The organism is Caulobacter sp. GW821-FHT05F04, from assembly GCF_059419665.1.
The window spans coordinates 425,641-451,213 of the sequence record NZ_JBWKSF010000002.1 but is presented as its reverse complement, the minus strand read 5'-3'; the positions used below and the strand labels follow the sequence as shown (position 1 = coordinate 451,213).

Sequence of the window (25,573 nt, the reverse complement as noted above, 5' to 3'; positions counted from 1 at the left end):
AGGCTAGCTGAGGAGCTTCAGCCTCGGGGACGAAAATTCGCATGGACGCCAGGGCCGAAGCCAACGCCCCGCGAGGCGCGGTCACCCGCTTCCTGGCCTCGGCCCCGCCTTGGGTGTTCGCGCTCTACGGCGGTCTTTCGTCGTTCGCCGTCTATTTCGCCATGTTCGGCTATCGCAAGCCGTTCGCCGCGGCCGCCTTCGCCCATCCCGACGGCTGGCCGTTCGCCTTCGACTTCAAGATCGCCCTCGTGATCGCCCAGGTCGCCGGCTACGCCACCGCCAAGTTCATCGGGGTCAAGGTGATCTCGGAGATGCGGGCCAGCCGCCGGGCCGTGGCGATCCTGGGCCTGATCTTCGGGGCCCAGATGGCGCTGCTGCTGTTCGGCCTGCTGCCGACGATGATGGGGCCAGTCGCGCTGTATCTGAACGGCCTGTGCCTGGGCATGATCTGGGGTCTGGTCTTCGGCTTTCTCGAGGGCCGCCGCCTGACCGAGGTGCTGGGGGCCATGCTGTGCGCCAGCTTCATCCTGTCGTCGGGCGTGGCCAAGTCGGTCGGCAAGATGCTGCTGCTGTCGAATGTCGATGAGAAATGGATGCCGGCCGTGGCGGGTCTGGTCTTCACGCCGCTGATGCTGATCGCCGTGGTCGCCCTGGCCCAGTTGCCGCCGCCCTCGCCCGCCGACGAGGCCGAGCGCGTGCGTCGCGCGCCGATGAACGCCAAGGATCGCGCCGCCCTGTTCGCCGCCCACGCTCCGGCCCTGATCCTGCTGATCGCGGTCTATGTGATGCTGACAGCCCTGCGCGACTTCCGCGACAACTTCTCGGCCGAGATCTGGGCCGAGCTGGGCTTTCCGAACGCCGCCTCGATCTTCACCCTGTCGGAGTTGCCGGTGGCCGCCATCGTTCTGGTCGGCCTGGCCGCCCTGATGGGGGTCAGGGACAACCGTCGCGCGGTGGCGTTCAACCTCGGCTTCGTGGCGCTTGGCTTCGTCCTGCTGGGCGCCTCGACCCTGGCCTACCAACTGCACGTGCTGCCGCCGGTCTGGTGGATGATCCTGGCTGGCGCCGGACTCTACATGGGCTACACGCCGTTCAACGCCATGCTGTTCGACCGGATGATCGCCGCCACCGGCAAGGTCGGCACGGCCGGCTTCCTGATCTATGTGGCGGACTCGTTCGGCTATGTCGGCAGCATCTCGCTGCTGCTGGTGAAGTCGTTCGGTCACTTCGACATCGCCTGGGGCCAGTTCCTGGCGTTCGGGGCCTATGTCGCCTGCGGCCTCGGTTTGGTAGGCCTGTTCTTCGCCGACCGCCTTCTGGCGAAGCCCTGACCCCGTCCAGGTCGGCATGGCGATCTTGCGGCTGGCCAAGCCCGGCGCCACTTGAGTTCCACAGGCTTCGGCGCGAAAACTTCAGCGGCGGGCGCCCTTCGGAGTCAAAGTTCATGCATGTCCTGATCGCCTCGGCGGCCGTGCTAGCCGTCCTTGCAGCCGCCCCGGCCCACGCGGCCGACAAGCCGCAAAAACCCAAGCCCGATCGCAGCCAGTGCTTCCGGGCCGATGACATCAACGGCTTCAGCGTCGTCGACGACCAGACCGTCGACGTCTCGATCGGCCCACGCAATGTCTGGCGCCTGACCCTGTTCTCCCCGGCCCGCGACATCGACACCAGCCTGCGCATCGGCGTCGAGGCGCGCGGCGGTTCGTGGGTGTGTCAGGGCATGGACGCCACGGTGATCGCGCCAGGCCCGATCGGCGTGCAGCGCTATCCGGTAACCGAGGTCCGCAAGCTGTCGCCGGAAGAGCTGGCCCCGAAGAAGAAGCCGAAGCCCTAAAGCGGCTGATCGACCGGCGCGGGGACTGGGCTCACCGCGCCGGGCAGCCGCGCCTTCAGGCGCAGGGCGGGTTTCTCGACCAGGAACCACGACGCCGCCGCGAACGGCAGGGTCAGGGCCAGTGACGTCAGCACGTTGAGGCGACCGTGCTCGGCCAGCACCTGCTGCAGCGGGAAGCTGTAGATGTAGAGGCCATACGACAGGTCGGCCGGCAACCTTGGCGCCGTCATCCGCCCCAGGGCCACGACGGCCAGGGGCAGACCCAGGAACCAAGCCGGCGTCGGCAGCAGCGCCAGGCCGATCGTCGCCGTCCAGGCTGGCGGCTTCGCCCTGAACGCCTCGAGCGCCGCGCCGCACAGGAACAGCCAGCCGTTCAAGGTCGCCAGCGAGGCCAGCCGCGCCAGTTCGCCCCGCGCGTCGAGGCCGGTGAAGTGGACGACCATGAACGCCCCGCCCGCCAGCAGCGCCAGCCCGGCCAGCACCGGCGCGCGGACCAGCCGAAGGGCGCCGAGGGCGGCCAGACCCAGATAGGCGGTGAACTCCAGCCGCAGGCTCCACAGCGAGCCGTTGACGACATTGGGGTACTGCGTGTCCGCGAAAACACCCGGCAGGTCGTAGGTGACGGCGTAGAGGCTGAGATTCTTGAGCACATAGAGCAACGGCGCGGCGTCGCCGAAATAGTCCGCGACCGGAAGGTCGCTGACCAGCGGCCCCAGCACCAGCGCGGTCAGAAGCAGCGCCGCCAGCAGGCCCGGCGCGATGCGCAAGACCCGCTTGGCCAGGAAGACGCCGACGCCAGGCGTGCGGCGCAGACTTGCGGTGACCAGATAGCCGCTGATCACGAAGAAAATCCCGACGCCCAGCGCCCCGGGATCGGGTCCCCATCCGATCATCCAGGGCGCGGCGCCGTTCAGCACGCGAGCGTGGTGAACCACCACCAGCGCGGCCGCGATCAGCCGGAGGTGATCGAAGCCATTCGCTGCTGAGCCGGGCCGAGACACGCTCCTTGCTTAAGGGCGCCCGTCCCGGCCTGACAAGCCGTCAGCTAAATAGCGGCACCGGCCCACGCCCGCCGCCGTTCCAGGCGCCCCAATTCGGGAACACATAGGGCAGATCGGCGGCGCTGACGCCGTACCACTGGGCGATGGCCCCGATATATTCCTCGGTGGCGATCGAGGGGATCCAGCGGCCGTCGTTGGAGGCGTCCTCCGGGCCGCCGAAGGTCACGTCCGGATAGCGGCCGTGCACCTTGCCGTTGGCGAGCGCCCCGCCGACCACCAGGTGGTTCGAGCCCCAGGCGTGATCGCTGCCGCCGCTGGCGTTGCCTTTGTAGACGCGGCCGAAGTCCGACATCGTGAAGGCGGTGACATTGTCCTGCAGGCCCAAGGCCTTCATGGCGTTGTAGAAGCCGGCCAGGGCGTTGCCGAGGTCGGCGTAGAGGCCATTGTGCGCCGCCAGTTGGTTGGTGTGGGTGTCGTAGCCGCCCTGGCTGACGAAGAAGGTCTGCTTGGCGTGACCCAGGGTGTTGCGGGCCTCGATCATCCGGGCCGCGCGCAGCAGTTGGCGGGAGATGTCCGAGGTCAGGGCCGCGCCGGTGGTCGGGTTGACGAAGTACTTGTCCACCGCCGAGGTCGTCGCCGTGACGATGCTGTTGGCCTGCACCGCCTGGGCGTAGGCCGAGGACATGCCCCTGCCGGTCAGGTCGGTGATCGCGCCGTACGACGAGGCGTCGGCGAAGACGTCCAGGGCGGCCTGGCGGGCCTTCACCGCCGCGTCGGTGCTGGCGGCGTTGTAGCCGTTGCGGACGATCGAGCCCGACGACGGCAGGATCAGCGGCGCGGTGCGGTCGCCGATCAGGGCCAGGTTCGATCCGGCGATCGAGATCAGCGGCGGGAGATTGGACGCGCCGCCGGCGCGGTCGTGGATCCGCCCCATGTAGCCGTCCTTGTTGGTGGCGCGCATGCGCATGCCCTGCCACTGGTTCTGCTGATCCTCGTGGGACATCAGGTTGACCGGGCGCAGGTCCGGGCGGCTGGTGTAGAGGGCCTTGGTCAGGGGCGCGAACAGCGTGCCGGTGTTGAGCACGACGCCCAGGCCGCCGTCGTCCCAGACCGACTTCAGGGCGGTCATCGAGCCGTGCAGGCCGAAGGCCGTGCCGGTCAGGGGCACGAGGCTGCTCTGGGCCAGGGCGAGGCTGGCTCCGCGCTGCTTGGCGTAGTCGGCATAGCGGCCGTCGGTGGGCGCCACCATGTTCCAGGCGTCGTTGCCGCCGAACAGGAAGACGCCGACCATGGCGCGGTAACCGCCGCCGTCGGCGGCGAGCGCGCTAGAGAGGCCCAGTTGCCCCAGAGCCGCGACGGCCGAGCCGCCCGCGACCATCCGCATGATTTCGCGACGAGAAACGGTCATGGTTACGCCTACCGATCGACTTGGAAGAGCGGCGACGACGCCGCGATGTAGAGGGCGACCTGGGCGCGCTTGCGGGCCTGCAGGGCGGGGTCGGTGTTCTTGACGGCGGCCATGGCGGTCGTCAGCGCCTGGCGCTGGGCGGACGTCATCGTACCGTTCAGCAGCACGAGGTTGATGCGGTCGACGGTCTTGCCGTCGTTCGTCCCGGCCGCTTCCCAACTGGCCCAGTTGGGGATCGTGCCGGTGGCGCCGAGGGTCGGCTTGAACTCGTTGCGCGTGGCGTCGCCGCCGACCGTCCAGTCGTAGAGGAAGTTGTGGCGGGCGATGATCGTCGAGGTGGTCATCAGCTTGGTGACCGGGCTGAGCAGGCCGGCTCCCTGCGGCAGCGGGAAGTCGTAGGGGTAGTAGTTGAACACCGACGGCGCGCGGAACGGGGCCTGGCCCATGCCGGCGTCGCGCGTCGTGAAGGCATAGCCATCGGTCGCGTAGCCGATCGCCCGGGCCAGCGACGTGACCAGCAGCACCGGCTCCTTGACCTTGCCCGGCAGTTGCGAGCCGGCGCGGGCCTCGCTGTCCAGGTAGATCGCCTTGACCACCGCCTTCATGTCGCCGCGCACGCCCGCGCCGTTGTCGGCGAAGACGGCCGCGACCCGTCCGACATAGGCCGGGGTCGGATTGGCGATAGTCAGTTGCTGGATCAGCCGCTTGCAGATGTAGGGGCCTGTGTTGGGGTGGTTGAACACAGCGTCCACCACGGCGTCGACGCTGGCCTGCTGGGTGGCGTTGGCCGGCACGGTCTTGCCCAGGAAGCTCTTGGCGCCCGCGTCGTAGCGCGCGGCATAGACCACCATCGGCTTGGTCCAGTCGCGGTTGGTGTTGTCGGTCAGGGCCGCGCCGTTCAGGCGGGCGTAGGTCCAGCCACTGAGCGCCCGGGCCACTTCCTTGACGTCGGTGTTGCTGTAGGTGGCGATGGTCGCGCCGGCGTTGTCCGTCTGCGGCGTGCCATCGGGGTTCAGCAGGACCGTGCCGACCGAGAACAACTGCATCAGTTCGCGGGCGTAGTTCTCGTTGGGCTGGCTCTTGTTGCTGTCGGCCATGTCCAGGTAGTCGCCCATGTACGGGTTCAGGGTGACGGCCTTGAGGATGTCGCGGTAGTTGCCGAACGCGTTGCTCAGCAGGATCTGGTTGAAGGTCGCCAGGCCGGCGGTGTTGCCGACGTCGACGGCCGAGGCGACGACGATCTGCGACAAGGCGAAGGCGACTCGCTGGCGCAGCTGGTCATCCTTGCCGATCGCATTGGCGTAGAACCGCATCTGCATCGGCGTGGCCGTGAAGTTGTCGCGATTGCAGTTGGTCAGATCGGTCCCGGTCAGGGTCGAGCAGAAGTTGCTCGGCACGGGCTTGGTCGCCATGTCGGCGTAGCTGCTCGAGGACAGCGCCAGTTGCTCGTTCAGCCATGCTTCCGCGCCGCCCAGGGCGTGGATGTGATCGATCAGCTCGAGCGTCGGCCCAAAGCTGCCCTGCTTGGCGAGGCGGGCGGCCGTTTCGCGGGTGAAGTCCCCCGGCGCCGCCGGCGAGGTGCCGCCCAGGCCGCCGGTCGCGATCGACGCGGGCTTTTCAGCGCTGGACGATCCGCCGCCGCTGTTCCCGCTTGAGCCTCCGCCGCCACAGGCGGTGAGGAAGAAAGCCAAACTCAGCGCGGCCGCCGAGCCAAAGTCCTGTTTACGCATGACAAGGTCCCTGACGCGCCGCGAGAGGCCGGCGCGCCTTAAGCTGGAAAGCCAGGAAAGGTTGAAGGGAGGAGCGGGGTTTAGGGGTCCTGGAAGACGACCTCGCGGACCGCTCGGACGCCGTTCTGGCGGTGAAGTTGAATGAAGATGTCGACGACGCGCCGGACATGATCGACCACGTCGGCGCGGCGAAGATTGGCCCCGGCCTGCAGCGCCATCAGCGCCAGCTGATCGACCGCCCCCGCCGGATCGTCGGCATGGACGGTGGTCATCGAACCCGGATGGCCGCTGGACACCGCGCGCAGGAACGAGAAGGCCTCGGCGCCGCGCAGCTCGCCCAGGATGATCCTGTCCGGCCGCAGGCGCAGCGAGGCCTGCAGCAGATCCTCGGTCGTGACCCGCGCCTCGCCCTGCTCGCCGCGCACGGCCACCAGGCCGACGGCGTTGGGGTGGACGAGGCGGATCTCCGGCGCGTCCTCGATCAGCACCAGACGCTGGTCGAGCGGGACCTCCTTGAGAAGGGCGTTGAGAAAGGTGGTCTTGCCGGTGGAGGTGCCGCCGCTGATCACGATGTTCTTGCCGGCGCGCACGGCGCCGGCCAGGAAGTTGCGGATGTCTCCAGCGTCCAGGAAAGCTCTCAGGATGGCGTCCGCATTGGCCTTCGGGGCCAGGACCTGATCGAAGGCGCCGGACGCGGCGTAGTCGGTCAGGGACAGATCGCTGACCACGTGCTTGCGGATCGCCAGGGCCAGGCCTTCGCGCGTCGCTGGCGGGGCCACGACCTGCACCCGCGCGCCGTCGGGCAGCACCGCCGAGAGCAGCGGATGCTCGCGACTGACGCCTTGGCTGGAAAGGCTGGCGACCTGGCGGGCCAGCCGCCAGAGGTTGGTCTCGTCCAGGGCCGGAACCTCGACACGTTCAGCGGTTCCACCGAGGCGCTCGACCCACAGCTCGCCAGGACGGTTCACGTAGAGGTCCGTCACCGCCGGCTCGGCCAGCCAGGGCGCGAGCGGGGCGAGGTAGGCCTCCAGATAGACGCCCATTCCTGAAGAGGGGAGCTTCGCGGGCGCGGTCATTGGCGCTCGCCCGAGAAGTCGAGGTCGCGGGCCACGAAGATCGTCACCGGCGCGCCCTGCCGCGTCTGGATGGTCGGGGCGACCTGGTCGCTCTTCATCACCGCGCCGGCCAGATTGGCCGCCTCTGACGCCGAGCCGATATAGATCTGCGAGGTGGAGCGGGCGTTGCCGATCGCGGCGACGCCGGCGTTCAGCACCGACATCAGGATCGAGCCGCCGAAGCGGCTGAAGAAGTGGCGGTCGACCCTGCCCTCCAGCCCGCCGCGCCCCAGCGGGTCGGCGGCGGGCGAGGCGATCTGGATCGAGACGCCGTCCGGCCGGATCACCCGGGTCCAGACCACGAAGACGCGCGAGGCGCCCATGGCCACGCCAGACTTGTATTGGCCGATCACCCGGCTGCCGCGCGGGATCAGCACGGTCGAGCCGTCGAAGCTCTTGATGTCGCGGGTGACCATGGCGCGGGCCAGGCCCGGCAGGTCGGAATTGATCGCCGTCTCCATCACCGCCGGGATCACGGCGCCCTGCGGGATGACGGCGTCGAGATTGCGCATGGCCGTGGCCCTGGCCGGCTCGGCGTCGCTGGTCCCGACGCGGTCGGCGAACTTCTCGTCGGCGTTCAGACCGATATCGACGGCCTTGCCAGCCATCGGCCCAGCCTGCTCGGCTGGCATGCTGGCCTTGATCAGAGCCGGGGCGCCGCTGAAGTCGACCACCAGGGTCGGGGCGCGGCGGCGCTGGTCGAGATCGGCCGGCGGGGTCGGCGGCGGCGGCTCGGCGTTCATCACGGCGACCTGGGCCGGGGTCGGCGGCAGGCTGTTGTTCTCGGTGAACTGCGGACCGGGGATGACCGTCGGCGGTGCGGCGGGCGCGGCCTGGGTCGTGGCGGCGATGACCTCGGCCTTGCGCGGCGGACGCGGCTGCGTGTCGGCGCGATGACCGGCCATCCACAGGAAGACCCCGACGCCGACCAGACCAAAGCCGGCCATGATCACCGGCGTCGGCAGGCCGGCATGAGCGCGGGCCACGACCGGACGCGCCTGGGCGTCGGCGGCGGCGAGATCCTGCTGGACCTGAGCGGACTGGCGGGGATCGCTCATCGAACGCCCCCTTGGCTGAAGGCGGCGTTGGTGACGGTCAGGCTGGACTTGCCCGAGCGCAGGACGAAGCGCGGGGCCAGTTGGTCGACCACCAGGTAGCCGTCGCGGACCACCGCATTGGCCAGCCCCTCGACGCCGTCGACGCCGACCACGAACACCGCCGGCAGGTCGGCCCGGGCCGGCCAGCCGAAATAGGTCGCCACGCCGTCGTCGAAGATACGGGTCGGCTGGATCACGGCGTCGCCCTTCACGGCGTAGGCGCTGTTGCGGACGGCCGGCGCGGCCGGCGGCTGCGGCGTCGGCTTGATGACGGTGACCGGCGCGGGCGCCGGGACCAGGAGCCGGACGACATAGGCCAGGTCTTTCGCCGAAGCCTTGGGCCCGGCGACGACCAACTCGAACACATAGCGGCGACGGTCGGTCACCACGGTCATGTTGGTGGCGGCGGTGCGGTCCAGGGGCTTGAGGAACAGCAGGTTGGCCTTCTTGTTCGGCGTCACCTGCCAGCCCATGGCGTCGCCGATCGAGACGTTCTCGATCCGCTCGTCGGAGGCGAACTCCAGCATGGTCTGGATGCCGAAATAGCCGGTCAGGCGCACGACCTGGTCAGGGTCGTAGGCGACGGTGCGGATGCGCGGGTCGACGGCGTCGGGGCGCGGCGTCTCCGTCGCCAGCGCCGGGCCGGCCAGGGCGACGCCCAGGGCCAGCGCGGCGAGAAGGGTGCGAGGATGGGCGAAAGTCACTGGTCTCTCCGGGCGCTGGAGACGGCGCGGCGGGGGGCGGGCGTGCGGCGATAGGTCTGGCCCAGCGGCGCGGCGGGACCGGCCTGGGCGGTAGAGGTCGTGGCCGGGGCGCGATCCGAGACGACGGTCAGCATCCGAGGGCCGATCGGGTCGGCGGACGGGGCGGCGGTCTGGCGGCGGTCCATGGCCACGGCGGCGGCGGCGATAGCGGCCGCCCGGCTCGTCGGCTCGACCTGAGCGGTGGCGTAGCGCGAGGCGCCGGGGACGGCGTTCTGGTCCGACCAGGCGGCGCCAGCCAGGCCGCGCGGCAGACGCAGACCGGCGGCGATGACGCCCAGCGCGATGAGCGCCAGCAGCATGACCAGGGCGAAGACCGTGGTCAGCACCAGCACCGTCACGGCGGGATTGATGTCGAAGGCGGCGAACTGCTGGGCCGCCCGCGCCTCGGCCAGGGCCCGCAGCGACGGGGCCAGCATGGCCAACTCGAGCGACAGGGTCAGGGTGGCGATCAGCGGCGCCAGGGCCAGGGCGATCATCGCCTTCAGCCAACCCTCGACCAGGCCACGCGTGGCTTCGAACAAGGCCAGGCCGACGATCAGAGGCGCGAGCGCCAGCAGAATGGCCAGTACGACCTTGCTGCCCAGCAGCACGCCCAGGGTGGACAGGATAAGCGTCATGCCGCCGGTGTTGACCGCGAAGGCGCCGAAGCCTGGCCCGCCTTGGGTGGCGGCGGCGCCGACGCTGGCGCGGCTGGCCATCAGGGTCGCCGATTGCTGCAGGCCGTCGAAGGCGTCCTGCAGGCGGGCGAACGGGGCCTGGCCCTCCAGCAGCAGACCGCCCAGCTCGGTCGGAGCCTTGGTCAGGGTGTCGTAGACCAGGATCTGGAACAGACCCCAGTTGGTGGCCAGGGCCACGACCAGACCGATCTTCAGCATCGACAGGGCGGCGTCGCCGACCCTCAAGCCCCCTCGCCCCAGGATCAGGCGATAGCCGATGAATACGACATAGAGGGTCAGGAGACCCGTCAACAGCAGGCCGACCGGCGAGCCCGGCCCAGCCAGGGCCGCGAAGCCGCTTTCGGCCACGTCGTGAACCCGGCAGTCGACCGAGCTGATCAGGCCCGGGACCATCGGGGCGTCGACGGGCAATTGCGCGCAGGACGCCATCACGCGGCCTTCACCAGATGGGCCATCCAGGCTTGTGGATCATCGCCCAGCTGTTCGCGCAGGGCGTCCAGCTTGCGCACGCTGGTCTCGCGACCCGACAGCACGGTCAGAAGCTCGGGCGCGCCGGCCAGGTTCAGGCGAGCGACGACGCTGTCGGTCCCGTGCTTGATCAGGAAGCAGCGCGAGGTGTCCGGAAGAGTCTTCACCAGCTCGAACTCGTACGGGGTCAGGCCGAAGCCCTCGCAGTAGTCCTTGGCCTGGGCCTTGGGGTTGGCCATGAAGATCTGGGTCGCGGCCTGCTCGATGATGGCGCTGGCGATGCGGCTTTCCAGCGCGTCCTGGGCGCTCTGGGTGGCGAAGCCGACCACGCCGTTGCGCTTGCGCAGGGTCTTTTCCCAATCGCGGATGCGCGCCACGAACACGTCGTCGTCCAGGGCCTTCCAACCCTCGTCGATGACGATCAGGGTCGGGTGGCCGTCCAGGCGCTGCTCCACCCGGTGGAACAGGTACATCATGGCCGGGGTGCGCAGAGCCGGGTCGTCCAGCAGCTGGGTCATGTCGAAGCCCAGGGTGGCGGCGTCCAGATCCAGGCCGTCGGTCTCGTTGTCGAACAGCCAGGCGTGCTCGCCGGTCCCGTGCCAAGGAGCCAAACGAGCAGCCAGATCAGCGGCGTCGGGACGGCGCGCGCCGCGGAATAGCTCGGCGAAGTAGCGCAGGCGGCGCAGGTTCGGGGCCTGGTCGAAGCTGGCGCCGACGGCGTCCTTGATCCGCGCGATGTCGTCGACCGACAGGGCCTCGCCCGGAACCGAAACCAGCTTGGCGACCCACTCGGTCAGGAAGCGACGGTTACCCGCCGTGTCCGGCAGGGCCAGAGGGTTGAAGCCCGTCGGCTGGCCCGGGCGCAGGGTCTCGTAGCGACCGCCGATGGCGCGCAGAAAGATCTCCGCGCCCCGGTCCTTGTCGAAGAAGACGATGCGCGGGCTGTACTTGCGGGCCTGGGCCAGCAGGAAGTTCAGCACCACGGTCTTGCCCGAGCCCGACGGGCCGATGACCGTGAAGTTGCCGAGGTCGCCCTTGTGGAAATTGAAGTGATACGGGCCCGCCGAAGTCGTCTCCAGCAAGGTCACGGCCGGACCCCAGTGGTTGGCGTCGGCCTGGCCAACCGGGAAGTTGTGGCCGCTGGCGAAGCCGGCGAAATTGGCGGTCGAGATCAGCGCCTTGCGGGCGATGTCCTTGAAGTTGCCTGGGAACTGGGCCCAGAAGGCCGGCTCCAGATTGATGTCCTCGCGCACGGCGATGGCGCCCATCTCGGTGAAGGCCGACATCACCTCAGCGGCCGAGCGGTCCAGGCCGTCCAGGCTCTCGCCGCGCACCAGCACGGTCAGGTGATGCTCGCCGAAAGCCGCGCGGCCCGAGACGACGTCGTCCTTGGCCCGGGTCAGGTCGGCGCGCAGGGATAGGCCGTCATCGTCGGCGGCTTTCATCCGGCGCAGGGCCAGGTTCATCCGCTCCAGGGTCGGTTGGCGGTCCACGAAGCCGAAGCTCTGGGTGATGACCATCTCGCACGGCAGGCGCAGCAGATCGTCCAGCATCCCCGGCGTGGTCTGGGCCGGATAGTCCTTGATCGAGACCATGGCCCCGAAGCCGCGCGCCAGGGCGCCGGCGCGGGAGAGCTCCAGCGTCTCCAGGCCGAAGCTGACGCGGCGGTACGGCAGGTACTCGCCGGCGTCGCCTTGCGGCGCGAGCACCGGGCGCATCTCGCCATTGTAGAGGCAGGACAGGAATTCCAGCGGCTCGGAGCACCGCCCCGTGGCGCCGTCATAGACGCCCAGCACCCTGGCCCCATAGGGGGTCAGGGCCGAGATCAGGCTGTCGCGGGCGCTGTCCAGTTCGCGGCGGTCGGCGGCCTGTACGGCGGCGGCCTCGGCCTTGCCGGTCCCTTTCAGGGCGCGCATGACGCCGTCTATGACGCCGCCATGGCCCTGCAGAGGGCGGCGGACGATCGTCAGGAACAGGTCGTTGACGTAGAGCTTGCGCGCGGCCAGGCGCTCGCTCCAGGTGGCGTCGAGCTCGGCGCTGAAGGCGTCCGGAAACGCCCCTTGCGTGCTGGCGTCGACCTGGCGGCGGACCACGTGGTGGTAGATGGCGAACCGCGAGCTGGAGAGGCCGCGCAGCATCACGTCGCGCACCGCCTTGCGGTAGTTCAGTTCCTCGCTGTCGGCCGTCTCGAACGGCAGGCCAGCCAGATGGATCACCTGCATCAGCAGGCCATCGCGCGTCTCCAGCGTGACGTCGTCGAGGTGGCGGGCGTACGGCAGACGCTTGCCGGCCGTCATTTCCTTGCTCGCCTTGATCGATTGGGGGTTCAAGCGCTGTAGCTGTTGCATCGCCAGGCTCGGAAATTGGGTACGCGGGGACAGCGGCTGACCTTGGTCAGCCAGAGATCGAAGATGCGCGGTTCACGCAGGCACGCCGCGTAGCCGATCGCGTGGATCACCAGCGCGGCCGCGATGGCCCAGAACGACTTGGTGATTAGGAAGAGTTCGGCCGTCACCACGCCGTTGATCACGAAGTAGCTGTAGGTCACGCCCGCGAACATCTGCGGGCGCGTCAGGGCGCCGAACACCACGTCGCGATCCAGCGGGGCGGCCATGGCCTAGGCCGCGCCCGAGGCGGCGCGGATGCCGCTGACGATCGTGGTGGCGCCGAACAGGATGAAACAGCCCAGGATGACCGTCGCGCCGTAGCGCCAGTTGAGGCGGCCGGTCAGCATCATGAAGCCGACGGCGGCCACGGCCATCACCGCCACGGCGGTGGCGACATTGCCCATCAGGGACCCTTGCAGCCACATGACGCCGGCCAGCAGGGCGCTGGAGCCTTGCGGGTCGGACGGGGCGGCCTGGGCGTGAGCCTGGCTGGCGGCGGCCGTGAGAGCGGTCGCCAGGGCGGCGGCTTTCGGCTGGAAGAACTTACGCATCACTTCACGCATCACTGGGAGGCTCCGAGGGCAGGAACGGCGAGAACGGCCCCGGTCGCGGCCATGCGGCCGAGGATCGAGGTCACATAGGCTTGGGTTTCGGCGTAGGGCGGCACCCCGCCATGCTTGCGGACCGCGGCGGGACCGGCGTTGTAGGCGGCGAGCGCCAGGCGGACGTCGCCGCCGAACGCCGACATCATGCGGCGCAGATAGAGCGCGCCGCCGCGAATGTTCTGAACCGGGTCGTGCGGGTCGACGCCCAGGTCGCGGGCGGTGCCCGGCATCAGCTGCATGACCCCGATCGCGCCCTTGGCCGACAAGGCTCCGGCATGGAAGCGGCTTTCGCGCCAGGCCACCGCCTCGACCAGCTTCGGATCGAGGGCGTAGGCGCTCGCGGCGGTCGAGATCTGCTGACGAACGGCGTCCGCGCCGATCGAGAGATCCGCCAGGGGCGCGTCCTGGATCAGCGCCTTGGCGCCGTCGTCGGTGAATACGGCCGGCCCTTCGAAGCGCGTCACCGCGCCGTCGGCGCCGATCTCAAGGACCTGAGCCTTGGCGGGCTGAGCGATCAGGCCGCTGATGAACATCGCCACGGCCAAGAACGCGGCCTGACGGGCAAAAACGAAGCTCAAGCACGCCCCCTAACTCGACGAGTACAAATCGGTTGGCTAACCAATTTGTATCCGGAGCACTCAATCGGGGTAATGCGGCAGGTTATCGCATTAGGGTTTTGATTTATGCGTCAAAAATACTGTTCAGAAAGGACTTTTCATACTGAAGCTTGTCGAAATGTCGACCTGTGAACTTATATTATCTTGTTAACCATCTCTTAATTCCTGGAAGCGCGCGACGCTCTTCTTCCGACGAGCCGATTGCAAGAGAAGAAAATCCGCCAAACTTGGCCGAACGCCATCGAACAAGATTGCCTGTGGATAGAATCACTCGGCAGCCTACGGTTCAGTTTAGTTGGGGGCGTTCCATGTCGGCGTTGAACAAAACCAGGAACTGGCTGTCGCGTAACTTCGCGGGCAGCCTGCTTAGCGGATGGCTGATGATCGCGATCATCGGCGGGTATAACGTTTTCCACTGAGCTCGCCGAACTCGCGCCGGCCAGGGGCGCCGGCGAGCTGGCTATCCGCGGCGTCGGCGCGGCGCTCGCCAACGCGATCCGCAACGCGCCGGGCGTGCGAGGCGACGGGCGGGCGCGAAGCCCACCCGTCGCTGTGCTCTAGAAGCGCTTCCGGACCTGGAAGCCCGCCGTGCGCGGATTGATGCTCACCACCTGCTGCTTGTTGTTCACAGCCGAGGTCACACTCATCAGCCCGACTTCGTCGGTGACGTTGTTGACGAAGAGGTACGCGCCCCAGTCGGCGCCTTCCACGCCCGCGCGGAGGTTGGCGTAGCCGTAGTCGCCCTGCTTCTCGTAGTAGACGTAGGTCGGACGGAACTGCGAGGCGGACTCGCCGACATAGGCGTAGTCGGCCCGGACCAGGCCGTTCAGGTCGCCGTTCAGCGGCCAGGTGTATTCGACCGCGGCCGAACCGCTGTACTTGGCCACGTTCGGGAACTCGTCGCCGCGCAGGCCGGTCGAGCCGGTGATCAGGATGGTCGAGTTGGCCTGGTCTTCCGTCAGCTTGGCGTCGACGATGGCGGCGGTGCCGCTGATGGTCAGGCCGGAGATCGGACGGGCCACGGCCTCGATCTCGAAGCCCTTGATCTTGGCCTTGCCGGCGTTGGTCAGATAGCTGAAGGCGCCGTTCGCGCTGGTCGCCGAGATCTGCATGTTCGACCAGTCGATCTGGTAGACGGCCGCGTTCAACGTCAGGCGACGGTCGAACCACTGGCTCTTGATGCCGCCTTCGTAGTTCCACAGGCTGTCAGGCTGATAGGCCAGAAGCGCGCTGGCCAGGCCCGGCACGTTGTTGGCGCCGCCCGGACGGAAGCCCTTGGCCGCCACCGCGTAGAGCATGACGTCGGACGTGACCTGGTAGGACGCGTTCAGCTTGCTGACCCAGCCATCCGCGCTGGCGTCGACCTGGGCGGCCGGCCCGACGTAGGATTGAGTGATGAAGTTGCTGATCAGGACCTGGCCGGAGACGGTCTTGTCGTACTTGAAGCGGCGCAGGCCGCCGGTCAGGGTCAGCTTGTCGATCGGCTTGTAGGACACTTCACCGAAGAAGGCGGTCTGCTTGGTGTCGGTGCCGACGTGGCGCCAGGCGGTCAGGTCGTTGGGATTGATGACGCCCGTGGTCGCGTCGCCCTTGGCCACCTTGCTCTCGATATAGTCCTCGCGCTTTTCGAGATAGACGCCGGCGGTCCAGTCGACCTTGTCGTCGAACAGCGAGCCCGTCATGCGCAGCTCGTGGTTCCACGAGGTCAGGCCCATCGGCTGATAGAGCGCGCCCGGGGTGCGGCTGTCGGCATAGGCGGTGAAGGCCGTCAGCTGCGTCGCCGTACAGGCCGGGTTGGTCGAGCCCGTCGCGGCCGGACCGCCGGCGACCCAGTTACGGCACGCGGTGGCGTTGGCGCGGCTGCCCGACAGGGTGGGGCTGTAGTCGGAATTCCGCAGCAGCGTCCACTTGTAGTACGACGAGGTCGCCGTGACCGTGGCGAAGCTCAGGTCCCACTTGCCCGTGACGTTGTACATGCGCAGGTTGTCGCTGGTCGGGGCGATGACGCGGGCGTTGGTCTTGTACTCTTCCTTGCCCAGCGCCGGGTACCAGGTGTTCTGACCGTCCAGGGTGGTCTTCTGGTACAGGCCCGAGGCGTTGATCGTCAGGTTTTCGGTGGGCGTGAAGCCCAGCATCAGGCGACCGCCGCTGGAGTGCTGGTCGTTGATGTCCTTCTTGTTCAGCAGGACGTCGTCGACATAGCCGCCGCCTTCGGTCTTGTAGAGCACCAGGCGCGCGGCCAGCTTGTCCTCGATCAGCGGCACATTGACCATGCCCTTGACGGAGTAGCCGTTGCTGCCGCCCTTGGTGCTGGTCCCCTGGGCCTCGATAGCGCCGGCATAGCGGCTGGTGTCGGGCTTGTTGAGGATCACGCGCAGGGTGCCGCCCATCGAGCCCGAGCCGTACAGCGTGCCTTGCGGACCGCGCAGGACCTCGACGCGCTCGGCGTCGAACAGGTTGACGTCGGCGCTGGTCGAGCTGGCGTCCGCGGTCGTGCCGGCCGGGCCCGTCAGCGGGGTTTCGTCGTAATAGAGGCCGACGGTGGCTTCACCGGCGCTGCGCACGCCGCGCAGGGTCAGGCGGCGGCTGGTCGGCGAGTTGCCGTCCACCTGCAGGTTCGGAACCGTGCGGAAGTAGTCTTGGATGCCCTGGGCGCCCAGCGCCTGCAGCGACTTCTCGGTGACCGCGCTGACGCTGATCGGGGTGGTCTGGACGGTGGTGGAGCGCTTCAGCGCGGTGACGATCACTTCCTCGATCGTGCCGGCGTCCTTGGGTTCGCTCGACTGGGCGAACGCCTGGCCGGCCACCAGGCTCGTCAGGGCGCTGGCGCCCAGGGCCAGGGCGCGAAGGCCTCGAAACTGTATCATTATTGATCCCCTGTTGTCGGCGCGCTCGGCGGCGGCCTGTAGGATCAGACGCAAGGGCGAGAGGCTCCCTCACCTTGGCGCGCCGGAAAAAGGACAGTCCGGCTCAGAAGCGACGCTCGACGCTCACGCGCAGCATGCGCGGCGCCACGCCGAAATACTCGATCGGGCCCGAGGTGTTGCGCGTCGCGGTAGCGCGACCGGCCCGGTCCAGCAGGTTGTCGACCGTCAGGTCCAGGGTCCAGGCGCGTCCCTCCAGGCCGAAACTGGCGCCGAAGACGGCGTAACCGCCCATCTTCAGATAGTCGCTATTGCCCGCGTTGAAGGCTGAGCGCGCGAGCCCGGCATAGGAGCCGTCGAGGCGAAGCCGGCCGACAAGGTCGCCGGGCAGGGTCCAGCGGCGCTCCATCGACGCCGAGGCCGTCATCCGGGGCACGACCGGCAGGCGGTCCCCCTCCAGCCCCAGGCCGATCGCGGTGTTGGTCAGCTGGTCGGCGGTCAGGCGCGCGTCGGTCACGGTCAGGGCGCCGGCCAGGGTCCAGCCCATCACGCGCTCGGCGGCGGCCTCGACCTCCAGCCCCTGGATGCGCGCCGCGCCGATATTGGTCACGTAGTTGAAGGCGCGGTTCTGGGTCTGGGCGGCGTACTGCATGTCCCGCCAGTCGATTCGATACAGCGCCACATTGCCGGTGAAGCGCCGGTCGGCGCTCTGCGTCTTCAGGCCCAGCTCGTAGTTGTTCAGGCGGTCCGAGCGATAGACCGCCAGGGTCTCGGGCAGTCCAGGCACCACATTGACGCCGCCGGGGCGGAAGCCCTGCGAGACCTGGGCGTAGCCGAACAACCCCGGTCCGAACTGGCGGCTGGCCAGGGCCTTCAGGCTCCAGCCCTGCTCCTGGGTCCGCGCGTCGATCGCATAGTCGGCCCAGGTGCCGGAAACGACATTGGCGACCTGCACCGCCCCTCGGTCGCGCTTGTCGTAGTCGAACCGCCGCGCGCCCAGGGTCAGCTGGGTCTGGCGCGCGATGGCGTAGGACATCTCGCCGAAGACCGCGCTTTGGGCGAGATGGTTCTCGATGTCGCGGCGGCCGATCAGCACCGGCGGCTCGGCCAGGGCGCCGGTATCGGGATCCACGTGCCGGACCTGGCTGTCGATGGAGTCGCCGCGCACCTCGCGATAGGCGCCCAGCGTCCAGGTCAGCGGCCCCTCGCCGACCGACGAGGCCCGGATTTCGTGGATCCGGGCGGTCAGCTCCGCCGGCTGGTTCAGGATCGCCGGATAGACGCTGTCGACATAGGCCGAATAGCTGGCCATCTGCGTGGCGTCGCAAGCCTGGGCCAGGGTGAACATCCGCGCGCAGCCGGCCGCGTTGGTCCGCTCGCCCAGCAGCACGCCGCTGTAGTCGGAGCGGCGCGTCAGTCGCCAGCGATACCAGGACGACACCGCCGTGAGATCCACCGCGTCGCCGCGCCATTTCACGGTCGCGGCCGCCAGGTCGATGTCGCCGTCGAAGGGCGCACGGGCGGCATGGACGGTCCGCCAGGGACCGGCCGTGTCGTTCCAGGCCGAGATGTCGTCTCTGCGGCTGGCCTGGTGCGTGGCCGACACCAGGGCCGACAACCGCGATCCCGGCGCCCAGAACGCCGCCAGCCGCGCACCCCGCACGCGAGAAGCGTCGACGTCCTTCAGGCCCAGCCGGACGTTATCGATCACGCCGGGCTGGCGCTGGTCATAGGCCGTCAGACGCAGGGCCAGGGTCTCGGGGATCGCGACGAGGTTCAATGCCGCGTTCGCCCCGCCGCCTTGCCCACCGTGGGCGGCGGAGGACAGCGAACCGCCGACCGAGGCGGAGTCCGCCGAAAGGTCCGGACGCTTGAACAGGATCCGCAGCGCCCCGCCCATCGCGCCCGAGCCGTAGAGCGTGCCCTGCGGTCCCCGCAGAAGTTCGACGCGGTCGACGTCGACCAGGGCCAGCTCCGGCGCCATCACACCGGGATCCGCCGTGGTGCCGACCGGCCCGGTCATCGGCGTCTCGTCGTAGTAGAGCCCCGTCGTCGCCTCGCCGGCCCCGTAGACGCCGCGCAGCACCAGGCGCCGGCCAAAGGCGGTGGAGATCAGTTTCAGTCCCGGCAGCAACGGCGCGGCCTTCTCCAGGTCGACTATGCCCACTCGCGACAACTGCTCGCCGGAGATCACGGTCATGCTGATCGGCGTCTGCCGCGCCAGACTGGAGCGCTTCAGGGCGGTGACGACGACCGAATCGATCGCCACGGGCGGCGGCGGTGGCGGCGTAGCCGGCGGCGCGTTCGTCGTGGAGGCTCTGGCGGGTCGGGCGGCCGGCACGACCAGGAAGCTGCGCCCCTCGAGCTGGACGCTCAGCCCCGACCCCGCCAGCAGTCGATGCAGCGCCGCCTCGGCCGTGAACACCCCGCTCAGGCTCTCGCTGCGCTTGCCCTGGGTCAGGGCGGGCGAGAACAGGATCTCGCGGTCGCTCCTCAGCGCCAGCTGATTCAGCGCCTGGCTCAAGGGCTGCGCGGGGATGTCGAAGCGGAGGGCGGCGTCCGGGCGCCGCGGCGCGGCGACCGCCGCCGCGGTCGGCGCGGTTGTCAGGGCCGTAGCGCACAGCAGGGCCAAGACCGCGCCGCGCCTCGCGCACGCTTCCGAGCCTCTGACCCTGGGCAACAACGAATTCCGACCTCCCCTGGCGGCCTGGAATCTCACGCCGTCGAGGGCGCGCACCATGCCTTGCTTTGCCGGCCCGCCGTACTTCGCGGCGCATCCTGACGGCGTAAGATCGCGTATTGCATAGCCAATAGGCAACCAGTCAAAGGTTGCGTCCTCGCGGCCTCATGCGGGGAACCTCTCTTGACACAGGCGAGAGCGCGATTTCACCTGACTGTCATGTCGGGGCGAAAACAATGATCTGGGGCCGCGAGCCGTCCAAGGCTCCCGAGCGGGTCCGCGACCTATCGGATAGCGGCGCGCGCTTCACGCCAGCGCTCCGCGCCTTCTTCTCCCGTCGCGCGAACGCCAACGACGTCGAGGACCTGGTGCAGGAGGTTCTTCTCCGGATCCAGAAACGCCAGCCGGGCGCCGTCGTGACCAATGTCGAGGGCTATCTCTTCGAGGTCGCCGCCAATGTCCTGATCGATCGCGGACGTCGCGATCGCACACGCCGACGGTCCGATCACTGCGAACTGCAAGAAATTCATCATCCCGTTGATGAAGTCTCGCCCGAGCGCGTCTTACAGGGACGTGAGCAGATGGCGCGCGCCATGGCGGCCCTCAACGAGCTGCCGGAACGCACGCGACGGGTTTTCATTCTCGTGCGCTTCGAGGAGATGAGCTACAAGCTCGTCGCCCAGCGCCTGGGGGTCTCCGTCAGCGCTGTCGAGAAACATGTGATGAAGGCGCTGCGTCACCTGCACGAGCGTCTGCGAGACCAGGATGACGTCGACCACGTCGGGCAAAGAGATACACGACGACCCGGATAGCGCGGCCGCCCTCTGGTTCGCGCGACTGCAAGGCGATGACGTGCCGCCGCGCGACCGGCGGGAATTCGAGCGCTGGCTGAAGGCCGACGCCCGCAACGCCGCCGCGTGGGAAGATCTCAACCGGACCTGGAACGGCGTCGCCGCTCTTGAGAGCGATCCCGCGTTCGCGGCCCTGCGCGCCGATGCGCTGAACGCCGGCGACAAGCGTCCGCATCTGGATCGCCGCGCCCTGGGCCTGGCGGCGGCCGGCCTGGTCGCCGCTGTCGGCGGCGGCATCTTCGGCAAGCGCTGGCTGAGCGGAGAGACCGCACGCGTCCCGCCGGCCGACGAACCAGTGTTCAGCACGGCGGTGGGCGAGCGCTCGACCTTCCGTCTCGCCGACAGCTCGGTGGTGACGCTCAGCACCGACTCCGCCGTGCGGGTGAACCATTGGGCCGAGGAGCGCCGGCTGACGCTGCTGCGCGGCCAGGCCTTCTTTCAGGTCGCCAAGGATCCCTCGCGCCCCTTCGTGGTCGCGGCCGGCGACAAGCGCGTGACGGCGGTCGGCACGGCCTTCGACGTGCGCATGGAGCCGGGCAAGCTGTCGGTGACCCTGGTCGAGGGCCGGGTTCGCATCGCCGCCGACGCGCCCGCCAATGGACATGGGGGCGAACGCCGCGTCGAGATGTCGGCCGGCTCGCGCTTCGTGGCCGCCGATCCCGCCGACTGGCTGATCTCCGCGGTCGACACCGCCAAGGAATCCGCCTGGCTGAAGGGGCGGCTGGTGTTCGACGGCGAGCCGCTGTCGGCCGTCGTCGCCGAAATGAACCGCTTCTCCGAGCGCAAGCTGGCGCTGGCCGATCCGGCCCTGGGCGCCACCCCGGTCAGCGGCGTCTTCAAGACCGGCCAGATCGACGCGTTCGTGGCCGCGCTCAAGACCTACGGCCTGGCGGACGTCGGCCGCGCCGACGATGCGCGGGTCGAACTGGTGCGCCCCCGCGCCTGACGCTCGGCGCGACAAATTTTTCACGCTCCAGGTGAGGGGCGCGCTTCGCCCTACGTCGTATAGATGGGCGCCCGTCTGGCGTCGTCCTTCGCCACCCGGGGAAACCGTTCCATGAAGCTTTCCGCTCTGAAGCTCGCCCTTCTGTCCGCCAGCATGGCGACGAGCGTGCTCGCGACCCAGGCCCACGCCGCGCCGCTCAACGACGCCGCGCGCGCTCAGATTCTGAAGGCCGTCGACGCCGACGCCCCGCAGATCCAGGACGCGGCCCTGAAGATCTGGGGCTTCGCCGAGGTCGGCTATCAGGAGGTCAAGAGCTCGACCCTGCTGCAAGGCCAGCTGAAGACCGCCGGCTTCGACGTGAAGGCTGGCGTCGCGGGCGAACCGACCGCCTTCGTGGCCAGCTTCAAAAACGGCGCTGGCCCGGTCATCGCCATCCTCGCCGAGTTCGACGCCCTGCCCGGCCTGGCCCAGACGGTCGCTCCGGTGAAGACCGGCATCCCTGGCCAGATCGCCGGCCACGGCTGCGGCCACAACCTGTTCGGCGCCGCCTCGGTCGGCGCCGCCGTCGCCATCAAGGACTGGATGGTCAAGAACAACATCAAGGGCGAGCTGCGCGTGTTCGGCACGCCCGCCGAGGAAGGCGGCTCGGGCAAGGTCTATCTGGTTCGCGACGGCCTGTTCAACGACGTCGACGCCACGCTGCACTGGCACCCGGCCAATGCGAACTCGGCCGTCCAGGGCGTGTCGATGGCCAATATCAGCGGCAAGTTCCGCTTCCACGGCGTCTCGGCCCACGCCGCCGGCGCGCCCGAGAAGGGCCGTTCGGCGCTGGACGGCGTCGAGGTCATGGACGTCGCCACCAACTTCCTGCGCGAGCACACGCCCGACAAGACGCGCATCCACTATGTGATCACCGCCGGCGGCACGGCCCCGAACGTCGTGCCGGACTTCGCCGAGGTCTATTATTACGTCCGCCATCCGGATCCGGCCGTCGTCAAGGACGTCTGGTCGCGCGTCGAGAAGGCCGCCGATGGCGCCGCCCTGGCCACCGGCACCACCGTCGACAAGGAGATCACCGGCGGCGTCTACGCCCTGCTGCCCAACGACACCCTGGGTCGCGTGATGGACGCCAACCTGCGCAAGGTCGGCGGCATCACCTGGACGCCGGAGGAGCAGGCCTTCGCCAAGAAGATGCAGGAGAGCCTGCCGGGCGCGCCGTCGATCGACACCGTCAAGTCCATCGAGCCGTACAAGATCGAACTGGAAGGCGGCGGCGGCTCGACCGACGTTTCGGACATCAGCTGGGTGACGCCGACCGTCGGCCTGGGCACCGCCACCTTCGTTCCGGGCTCGGCGGGCCATAGCTGGCAGAACGTGGCCGCCGCCGGTTCGTCGATCGGCGTCAAGGGCGCCGTCAACGCCGCCAAGACCCTGGCCCTGACGGGCGCGGATCTCTTCTCCAACCCCGACGTGGTCAAGAAGGCCAAGGCCGAGCTGGACCAGCGTCGCGGTCCCAACTTCACCTACAAGGCCATGCTGGGCGACCGCCCGCCGGCGCTGGACTACCGCAAGCCCGCCTCGGCGGGACGCGAATAACGATCGCTCCCCCCAGCGATCGTCAGCGGCCGGCGCCGACCTCCCAGGCGCCGGCCGCGCCCCCTTCGATGTCCATTGGAGTTCGACGTGATCCAGACCATCACCATCAGCCTCGAGCGCTTCGAAGCCCTCAAGTCCGCCCTGCCGGCGATCACGCGCGAACATCTCACCGACGTCTATGGGATCAGCGAGACGACCTGGACCAAGCTGCGCAAGGGTGAGCCGATCAAGCTCAAGACCTGGGAGCGGATCCAGGCGCGACTGGCGCGGCGGATACAGACAACGCCGCCGAACTTCGACACCGCGCGGTCCGAGGCCGCGTGACCGTCGCCGCCTAGACGACGCCCCCTTGGCGCTCGTCCAGCCCGATGAGGCGCTCCGCGAGCGTCTGGCGGGGCTGAGAGTGGCGCTCGAAGCCGAGCGGCCGGCCGCCGCGACACCGGATCGGCCAGCAGACGATCCGACGCCGACCGTTGAGCCGCCTTCCTCCGATGAGGTCGAGCCAGCCCGGCCGGCGGCACCCCATGCAGGATTTGATCCGGGCCTCGGGCCGACCCCGATGAACAGGTCCCGAATCTGGGTGACCTTGAGACCGCTAGTGGCGCGTCATAGACCTTCCAAAAGAGGATTGGCGCGCGCCACGCCGCCGTGCGGCAGCCGCACGACATAGGGGGCGCCGTAAGCGTTGCCTTCATCACGGACCAGTTCAGCCTGCAGCACCTGCACTATCTGCGGCGCAACCCCCATGCGGACTTTTGGCTGATCGAGCGGATCGGCCTCGACGGCCGTCGCGAGCCGGTCGGTCGCCTGTATCTCGATCGCAGCGAACGCGAATGGAAAGCCATTGATCTGTGCTTGCTGATCAAGGCGCGCGGCGCGGGCGTCGGCGGCGCCCTGATCCAGGCGGTCCAGGAGGCCGCCGTCGAGGCGGGCGCTGACGCCTTGACCCTGTATGTCGAGAAGACCAATCACGGCGCCCGACGCCTCTATACGCGGATTGGGTTCGAGGCGGCGCCCTGCCCCTTCCCCACCCACATCCGGATGTGTTGGGGCGTCCCGGGCGCGAGCCGGTCCATGTGATACAAGGCCCGACGTTGAAACGGCCGCCGTCCCGATTGGAGAGAGGAACCTGGCTTGCTTCTGGTCGTACGTGGCAGGCAGGCGATCGCGCATAGTGGGAGACACGCGCCAACGACAAGCAATCTCGCGCGAGGAAATCAGCTCTCGGCCCAACACACCGACTTGCACAGCTGGATAGTCTCGGTGCGGCTGGCCATGACCGAGCAACCCGCCGACATCGCGCGGGAAACAATTGAGGTGCTGTTCGACCTCTCCGCGTCGAGCAGGGCGAGGGCCGCCACGCCCTTGCGGACGTCAGCGTCACAAAACTGGGGCCGAAATGTCGGATTTGACACCCCCCTTCGTCTACGGAGATGGGCGCGTTCGAAGGCTGGCCATGAATGGGTTGAAGCAAATTTTGCGTAAGGCCCGCGGAGCGGTCATCCGACGCGGCGTCCTGGCGCAGGACGCCGAGGATCTTGTCCAGGAAGCCTTCTTGCGGGTCGAGGCGTTCGGGCGGCGTGAGGGCGGCCCCGTCACCGAAGGCCGCGTCGTGGTGGCCGCGGTGAACTTGTCGATCGACGCGGCGCGGCGCCGGCGGGCCGCGCCCTTCATCGACCTCGACGACGCCGCGCAGCTGATCGCCGATGAGACGCCGGCTCCGGACGAGATTCTCCGCGCGCGCTCCAAGCTTCGTCACGCGGCCAAGGGACTGGAACGCTTGCCCGAACGGACGCGCAGACTTCTGCTGGCGCGCCGGATAGACGGACTCAGCTACGCCCGGATCGCGGAGAAGGAGGGCATGAGCGTCGCGGCGGTGGAAAAGCACGTCGCGCGCGCGACCCTTGAGCTGACGAAGTGGATGGACCAATGGTGACACCGAATGCATCGCGCCGCGACCGCGTTCGGGCCGAGGCCGCCGTCTGGTTGACACGCATCCAGCGCGAGACCGGCGTGGAGGAGAGCCGCCAGGCCCTGCAGGACTGGCTGGCGCTGGATCCCGAGCACCGGATCGCCTTCCAGCAGGTCACCGAAACCTGGGAGTTCCTGCCCGGCGCGGTGGCGTTGATGTCGCCACGGCGCTCAGCGCCCGTGCGCTCGAGCCGAGGTTCCGCCCCTCGCCGCTCGGCGATCCGACCCGCGCTGATCGGACTGGGGCTGGCGGCCTGCGTGCTGGCGGCCGTCGGAGTCATCGCGATCAAGGGCGAGCCGGTCTACGTCACCGACGAGGGGCAGCATCGCGCCATGACCTTGGCGGACGGCTCACGCTTGACACTCAACACCGACAGCCGCGCCAAGGTGATCTATTCGGCGACCGAGCGCCGGATCCGCCTGGATCGCGGGGAGGCGGCGTTCGACGTCGCTCACGATCCGGCCCACCCGTTCGTCGTCGTGGCCGGGACGACGGAAGTGCGTGCTCTGGGCACGGCCTTCGTGGTGCGACGGCAGGGCGATCGAGTCTCGGTGACTCTTGTGCGCGGTAAGGTGGAGGTCTCTGGCCTGGGCGCAGACCCGCGTGGCGCCAAGCGGGTGTTGGCGACCCTGACCCCGGGCCAGCGGCTGCAGGTGGCGCCGCAGGCGCAACCCCAGCTCGACACGCCCCCGATCGAGATGGTGACCGCCTGGGAGCAAGGCGAAGTGATCTTCGAAGGCGCCACCCTGGCCGAAGCCGCCAACGAGATGAATCGCTATGGACCCATCAAGGTCACGGTCGACGCCGATGTCTCGGATCTGAGGATTTCCGGCGTCTTCGCGACCAACCAGGCCGCCGAGTTCGCCGCCGCCGCGGCCCAGCTCCACGGGCTCAAGGTCGTGCGCCGGGAGGATGGCCTGGATCTGCGGCGATAGGCCCGGCCGCCGCCACGTCATGAAAT

Annotated in this window: 22 protein-coding genes; 9 read left to right on the top strand and 13 right to left on the bottom strand. The window is 68.8% G+C overall.

Going from position 1 to position 25,573, the window contains the following annotated elements:
• Window positions 1–41: 41 nt before the first annotated feature.
• Window positions 42–1,331, top strand: coding sequence for a DUF5690 family protein (locus AC07R7_RS06555; protein WP_494634584.1), 1,290 nt, complete (start codon window positions 42–44; stop codon window positions 1,329–1,331).
• A gap of 113 nt (window positions 1,332–1,444) precedes the next feature.
• A complete protein-coding gene (locus AC07R7_RS06550) occupies window positions 1,445–1,834 on the top strand; it encodes a DUF6491 family protein (RefSeq protein WP_494634583.1) in 390 nt (129 codons plus the stop codon).
• On the opposite strand, the gene AC07R7_RS06545 is transcribed toward AC07R7_RS06550, so the two are convergent.
• From AC07R7_RS06545 to AC07R7_RS06485, 13 genes are all read right to left on the bottom strand, one after another.
• Window positions 1,831–2,835 carry an acyltransferase family protein gene (locus tag AC07R7_RS06545; protein ID WP_494634582.1) on the bottom strand — a complete coding sequence of 335 codons (1,005 nt, stop codon included), beginning with the start codon at window positions 2,833–2,835 and terminating at the stop codon, window positions 1,831–1,833. The two genes, AC07R7_RS06550 and AC07R7_RS06545, sit on opposite strands and share 4 nt — an antisense overlap.
• 40 nt (window positions 2,836–2,875) lie before the next feature.
• Window positions 2,876–4,243 (bottom strand): DUF1501 domain-containing protein, encoded by a 1,368-nt coding sequence (locus tag AC07R7_RS06540; protein WP_494634581.1) that lies wholly within the window; start codon window positions 4,241–4,243, stop codon window positions 2,876–2,878.
• An 8-nt stretch (window positions 4,244–4,251) separates the two neighbouring features.
• Complete coding sequence (locus tag AC07R7_RS06535; RefSeq protein WP_494634580.1) at window positions 4,252–5,973, bottom strand: DUF1800 domain-containing protein; 1,722 nt, start codon at window positions 5,971–5,973, stop codon at window positions 4,252–4,254.
• An 80-nt stretch (window positions 5,974–6,053) separates the two neighbouring features.
• Entirely contained in the window at window positions 6,054–7,049 is a 996-nt protein-coding gene (gene virB11, locus AC07R7_RS06530) for a P-type DNA transfer ATPase VirB11 (RefSeq protein ID WP_494634579.1), read from the bottom strand.
• Window positions 7,046–8,146 (bottom strand): TraB/TrbI/VirB10 family type IV secretion system protein, encoded by a 1,101-nt coding sequence (locus AC07R7_RS06525; protein WP_494634578.1) that lies wholly within the window; start codon window positions 8,144–8,146, stop codon window positions 7,046–7,048. Before AC07R7_RS06525 ends, virB11 begins: the two co-directional genes overlap by 4 nt.
• Entirely contained in the window at window positions 8,143–8,889 is a 747-nt protein-coding gene (locus tag AC07R7_RS06520) for a TrbG/VirB9 family P-type conjugative transfer protein (RefSeq protein WP_494634577.1), read from the bottom strand. The genes AC07R7_RS06525 and AC07R7_RS06520 overlap by 4 nt, the downstream gene beginning before the upstream one ends.
• The gene (locus tag AC07R7_RS06515; protein WP_494634576.1) at window positions 8,886–10,055 is read right to left on the bottom strand and encodes a TrbL/VirB6 family protein; all 1,170 of its coding nucleotides are present in this window, start codon (window positions 10,053–10,055) and stop codon (window positions 8,886–8,888) included. Before AC07R7_RS06515 ends, AC07R7_RS06520 begins: the two co-directional genes overlap by 4 nt.
• The gene (locus AC07R7_RS06510; protein ID WP_494634575.1) at window positions 10,055–12,442 is read right to left on the bottom strand and encodes a VirB4 family type IV secretion/conjugal transfer ATPase; all 2,388 of its coding nucleotides are present in this window, start codon (window positions 12,440–12,442) and stop codon (window positions 10,055–10,057) included. Before AC07R7_RS06510 ends, AC07R7_RS06515 begins: the two co-directional genes overlap by 1 nt.
• Window positions 12,421–12,708, bottom strand: coding sequence for a VirB3 family type IV secretion system protein (locus AC07R7_RS06505; RefSeq protein WP_056045755.1), 288 nt, complete (start codon window positions 12,706–12,708; stop codon window positions 12,421–12,423). Before AC07R7_RS06505 ends, AC07R7_RS06510 begins: the two co-directional genes overlap by 22 nt.
• Window positions 12,709–12,711: 3 nt before the next feature.
• The gene (locus AC07R7_RS06500) at window positions 12,712–13,044 is read right to left on the bottom strand and encodes a TrbC/VirB2 family protein (protein ID WP_492886473.1); all 333 of its coding nucleotides are present in this window, start codon (window positions 13,042–13,044) and stop codon (window positions 12,712–12,714) included.
• On the bottom strand, window positions 13,044–13,664 hold the full coding sequence (locus AC07R7_RS06495; protein ID WP_494634574.1) for a lytic transglycosylase domain-containing protein: 621 nt from the start codon (window positions 13,662–13,664) through the stop codon (window positions 13,044–13,046). The genes AC07R7_RS06500 and AC07R7_RS06495 overlap by 1 nt, the downstream gene beginning before the upstream one ends.
• Before the next feature lie 596 nt (window positions 13,665–14,260).
• Entirely contained in the window at window positions 14,261–16,570 is a 2,310-nt protein-coding gene (locus AC07R7_RS06490) for a TonB-dependent receptor (protein ID WP_494634573.1), read from the bottom strand.
• 103 nt (window positions 16,571–16,673) lie between these two features.
• A complete protein-coding gene (locus AC07R7_RS06485) occupies window positions 16,674–19,247 on the bottom strand; it encodes a TonB-dependent receptor (protein ID WP_494634572.1) in 2,574 nt (857 codons plus the stop codon).
• 167 nt (window positions 19,248–19,414) lie between these two features.
• Here AC07R7_RS06485 and AC07R7_RS06480 point away from each other — a divergent pair, with 167 nt between their 5' ends.
• The 7 genes from AC07R7_RS06480 (at window position 19,415) to AC07R7_RS06450 (ending at window position 25,547) form a co-directional block, all read left to right on the top strand.
• The gene (locus AC07R7_RS06480) at window positions 19,415–20,059 is read left to right on the top strand and encodes an RNA polymerase sigma factor (protein WP_494634571.1); all 645 of its coding nucleotides are present in this window, start codon (window positions 19,415–19,417) and stop codon (window positions 20,057–20,059) included.
• Window positions 20,013–21,044, top strand: a complete 1,032-nt coding sequence (locus tag AC07R7_RS06475) for a FecR family protein (protein WP_494634570.1) — start codon at window positions 20,013–20,015, stop codon at window positions 21,042–21,044. Before AC07R7_RS06480 ends, AC07R7_RS06475 begins: the two co-directional genes overlap by 47 nt.
• A gap of 111 nt (window positions 21,045–21,155) precedes the next feature.
• Window positions 21,156–22,640 carry an amidohydrolase gene (locus AC07R7_RS06470; protein ID WP_494634569.1) on the top strand — a complete coding sequence of 495 codons (1,485 nt, stop codon included), beginning with the start codon at window positions 21,156–21,158 and terminating at the stop codon, window positions 22,638–22,640.
• Window positions 22,641–22,727: 87 nt separating this feature from the next.
• Window positions 22,728–22,964, top strand: a complete 237-nt coding sequence (locus tag AC07R7_RS06465) for a hypothetical protein (protein WP_492840440.1) — start codon at window positions 22,728–22,730, stop codon at window positions 22,962–22,964.
• A 324-nt stretch (window positions 22,965–23,288) separates the two neighbouring features.
• Entirely contained in the window at window positions 23,289–23,720 is a 432-nt protein-coding gene (locus tag AC07R7_RS06460) for a GNAT family N-acetyltransferase (RefSeq protein WP_494634568.1), read from the top strand.
• 319 nt (window positions 23,721–24,039) lie between these two features.
• Window positions 24,040–24,576 (top strand): RNA polymerase sigma factor, encoded by a 537-nt coding sequence (locus tag AC07R7_RS06455; RefSeq protein ID WP_494634567.1) that lies wholly within the window; start codon window positions 24,040–24,042, stop codon window positions 24,574–24,576.
• Window positions 24,570–25,547, top strand: a complete 978-nt coding sequence (locus AC07R7_RS06450) for a FecR family protein (protein ID WP_494634566.1) — start codon at window positions 24,570–24,572, stop codon at window positions 25,545–25,547. The genes AC07R7_RS06455 and AC07R7_RS06450 overlap by 7 nt, the downstream gene beginning before the upstream one ends.
• The last annotated feature ends 26 nt before the right edge of the window (window positions 25,548–25,573 follow it).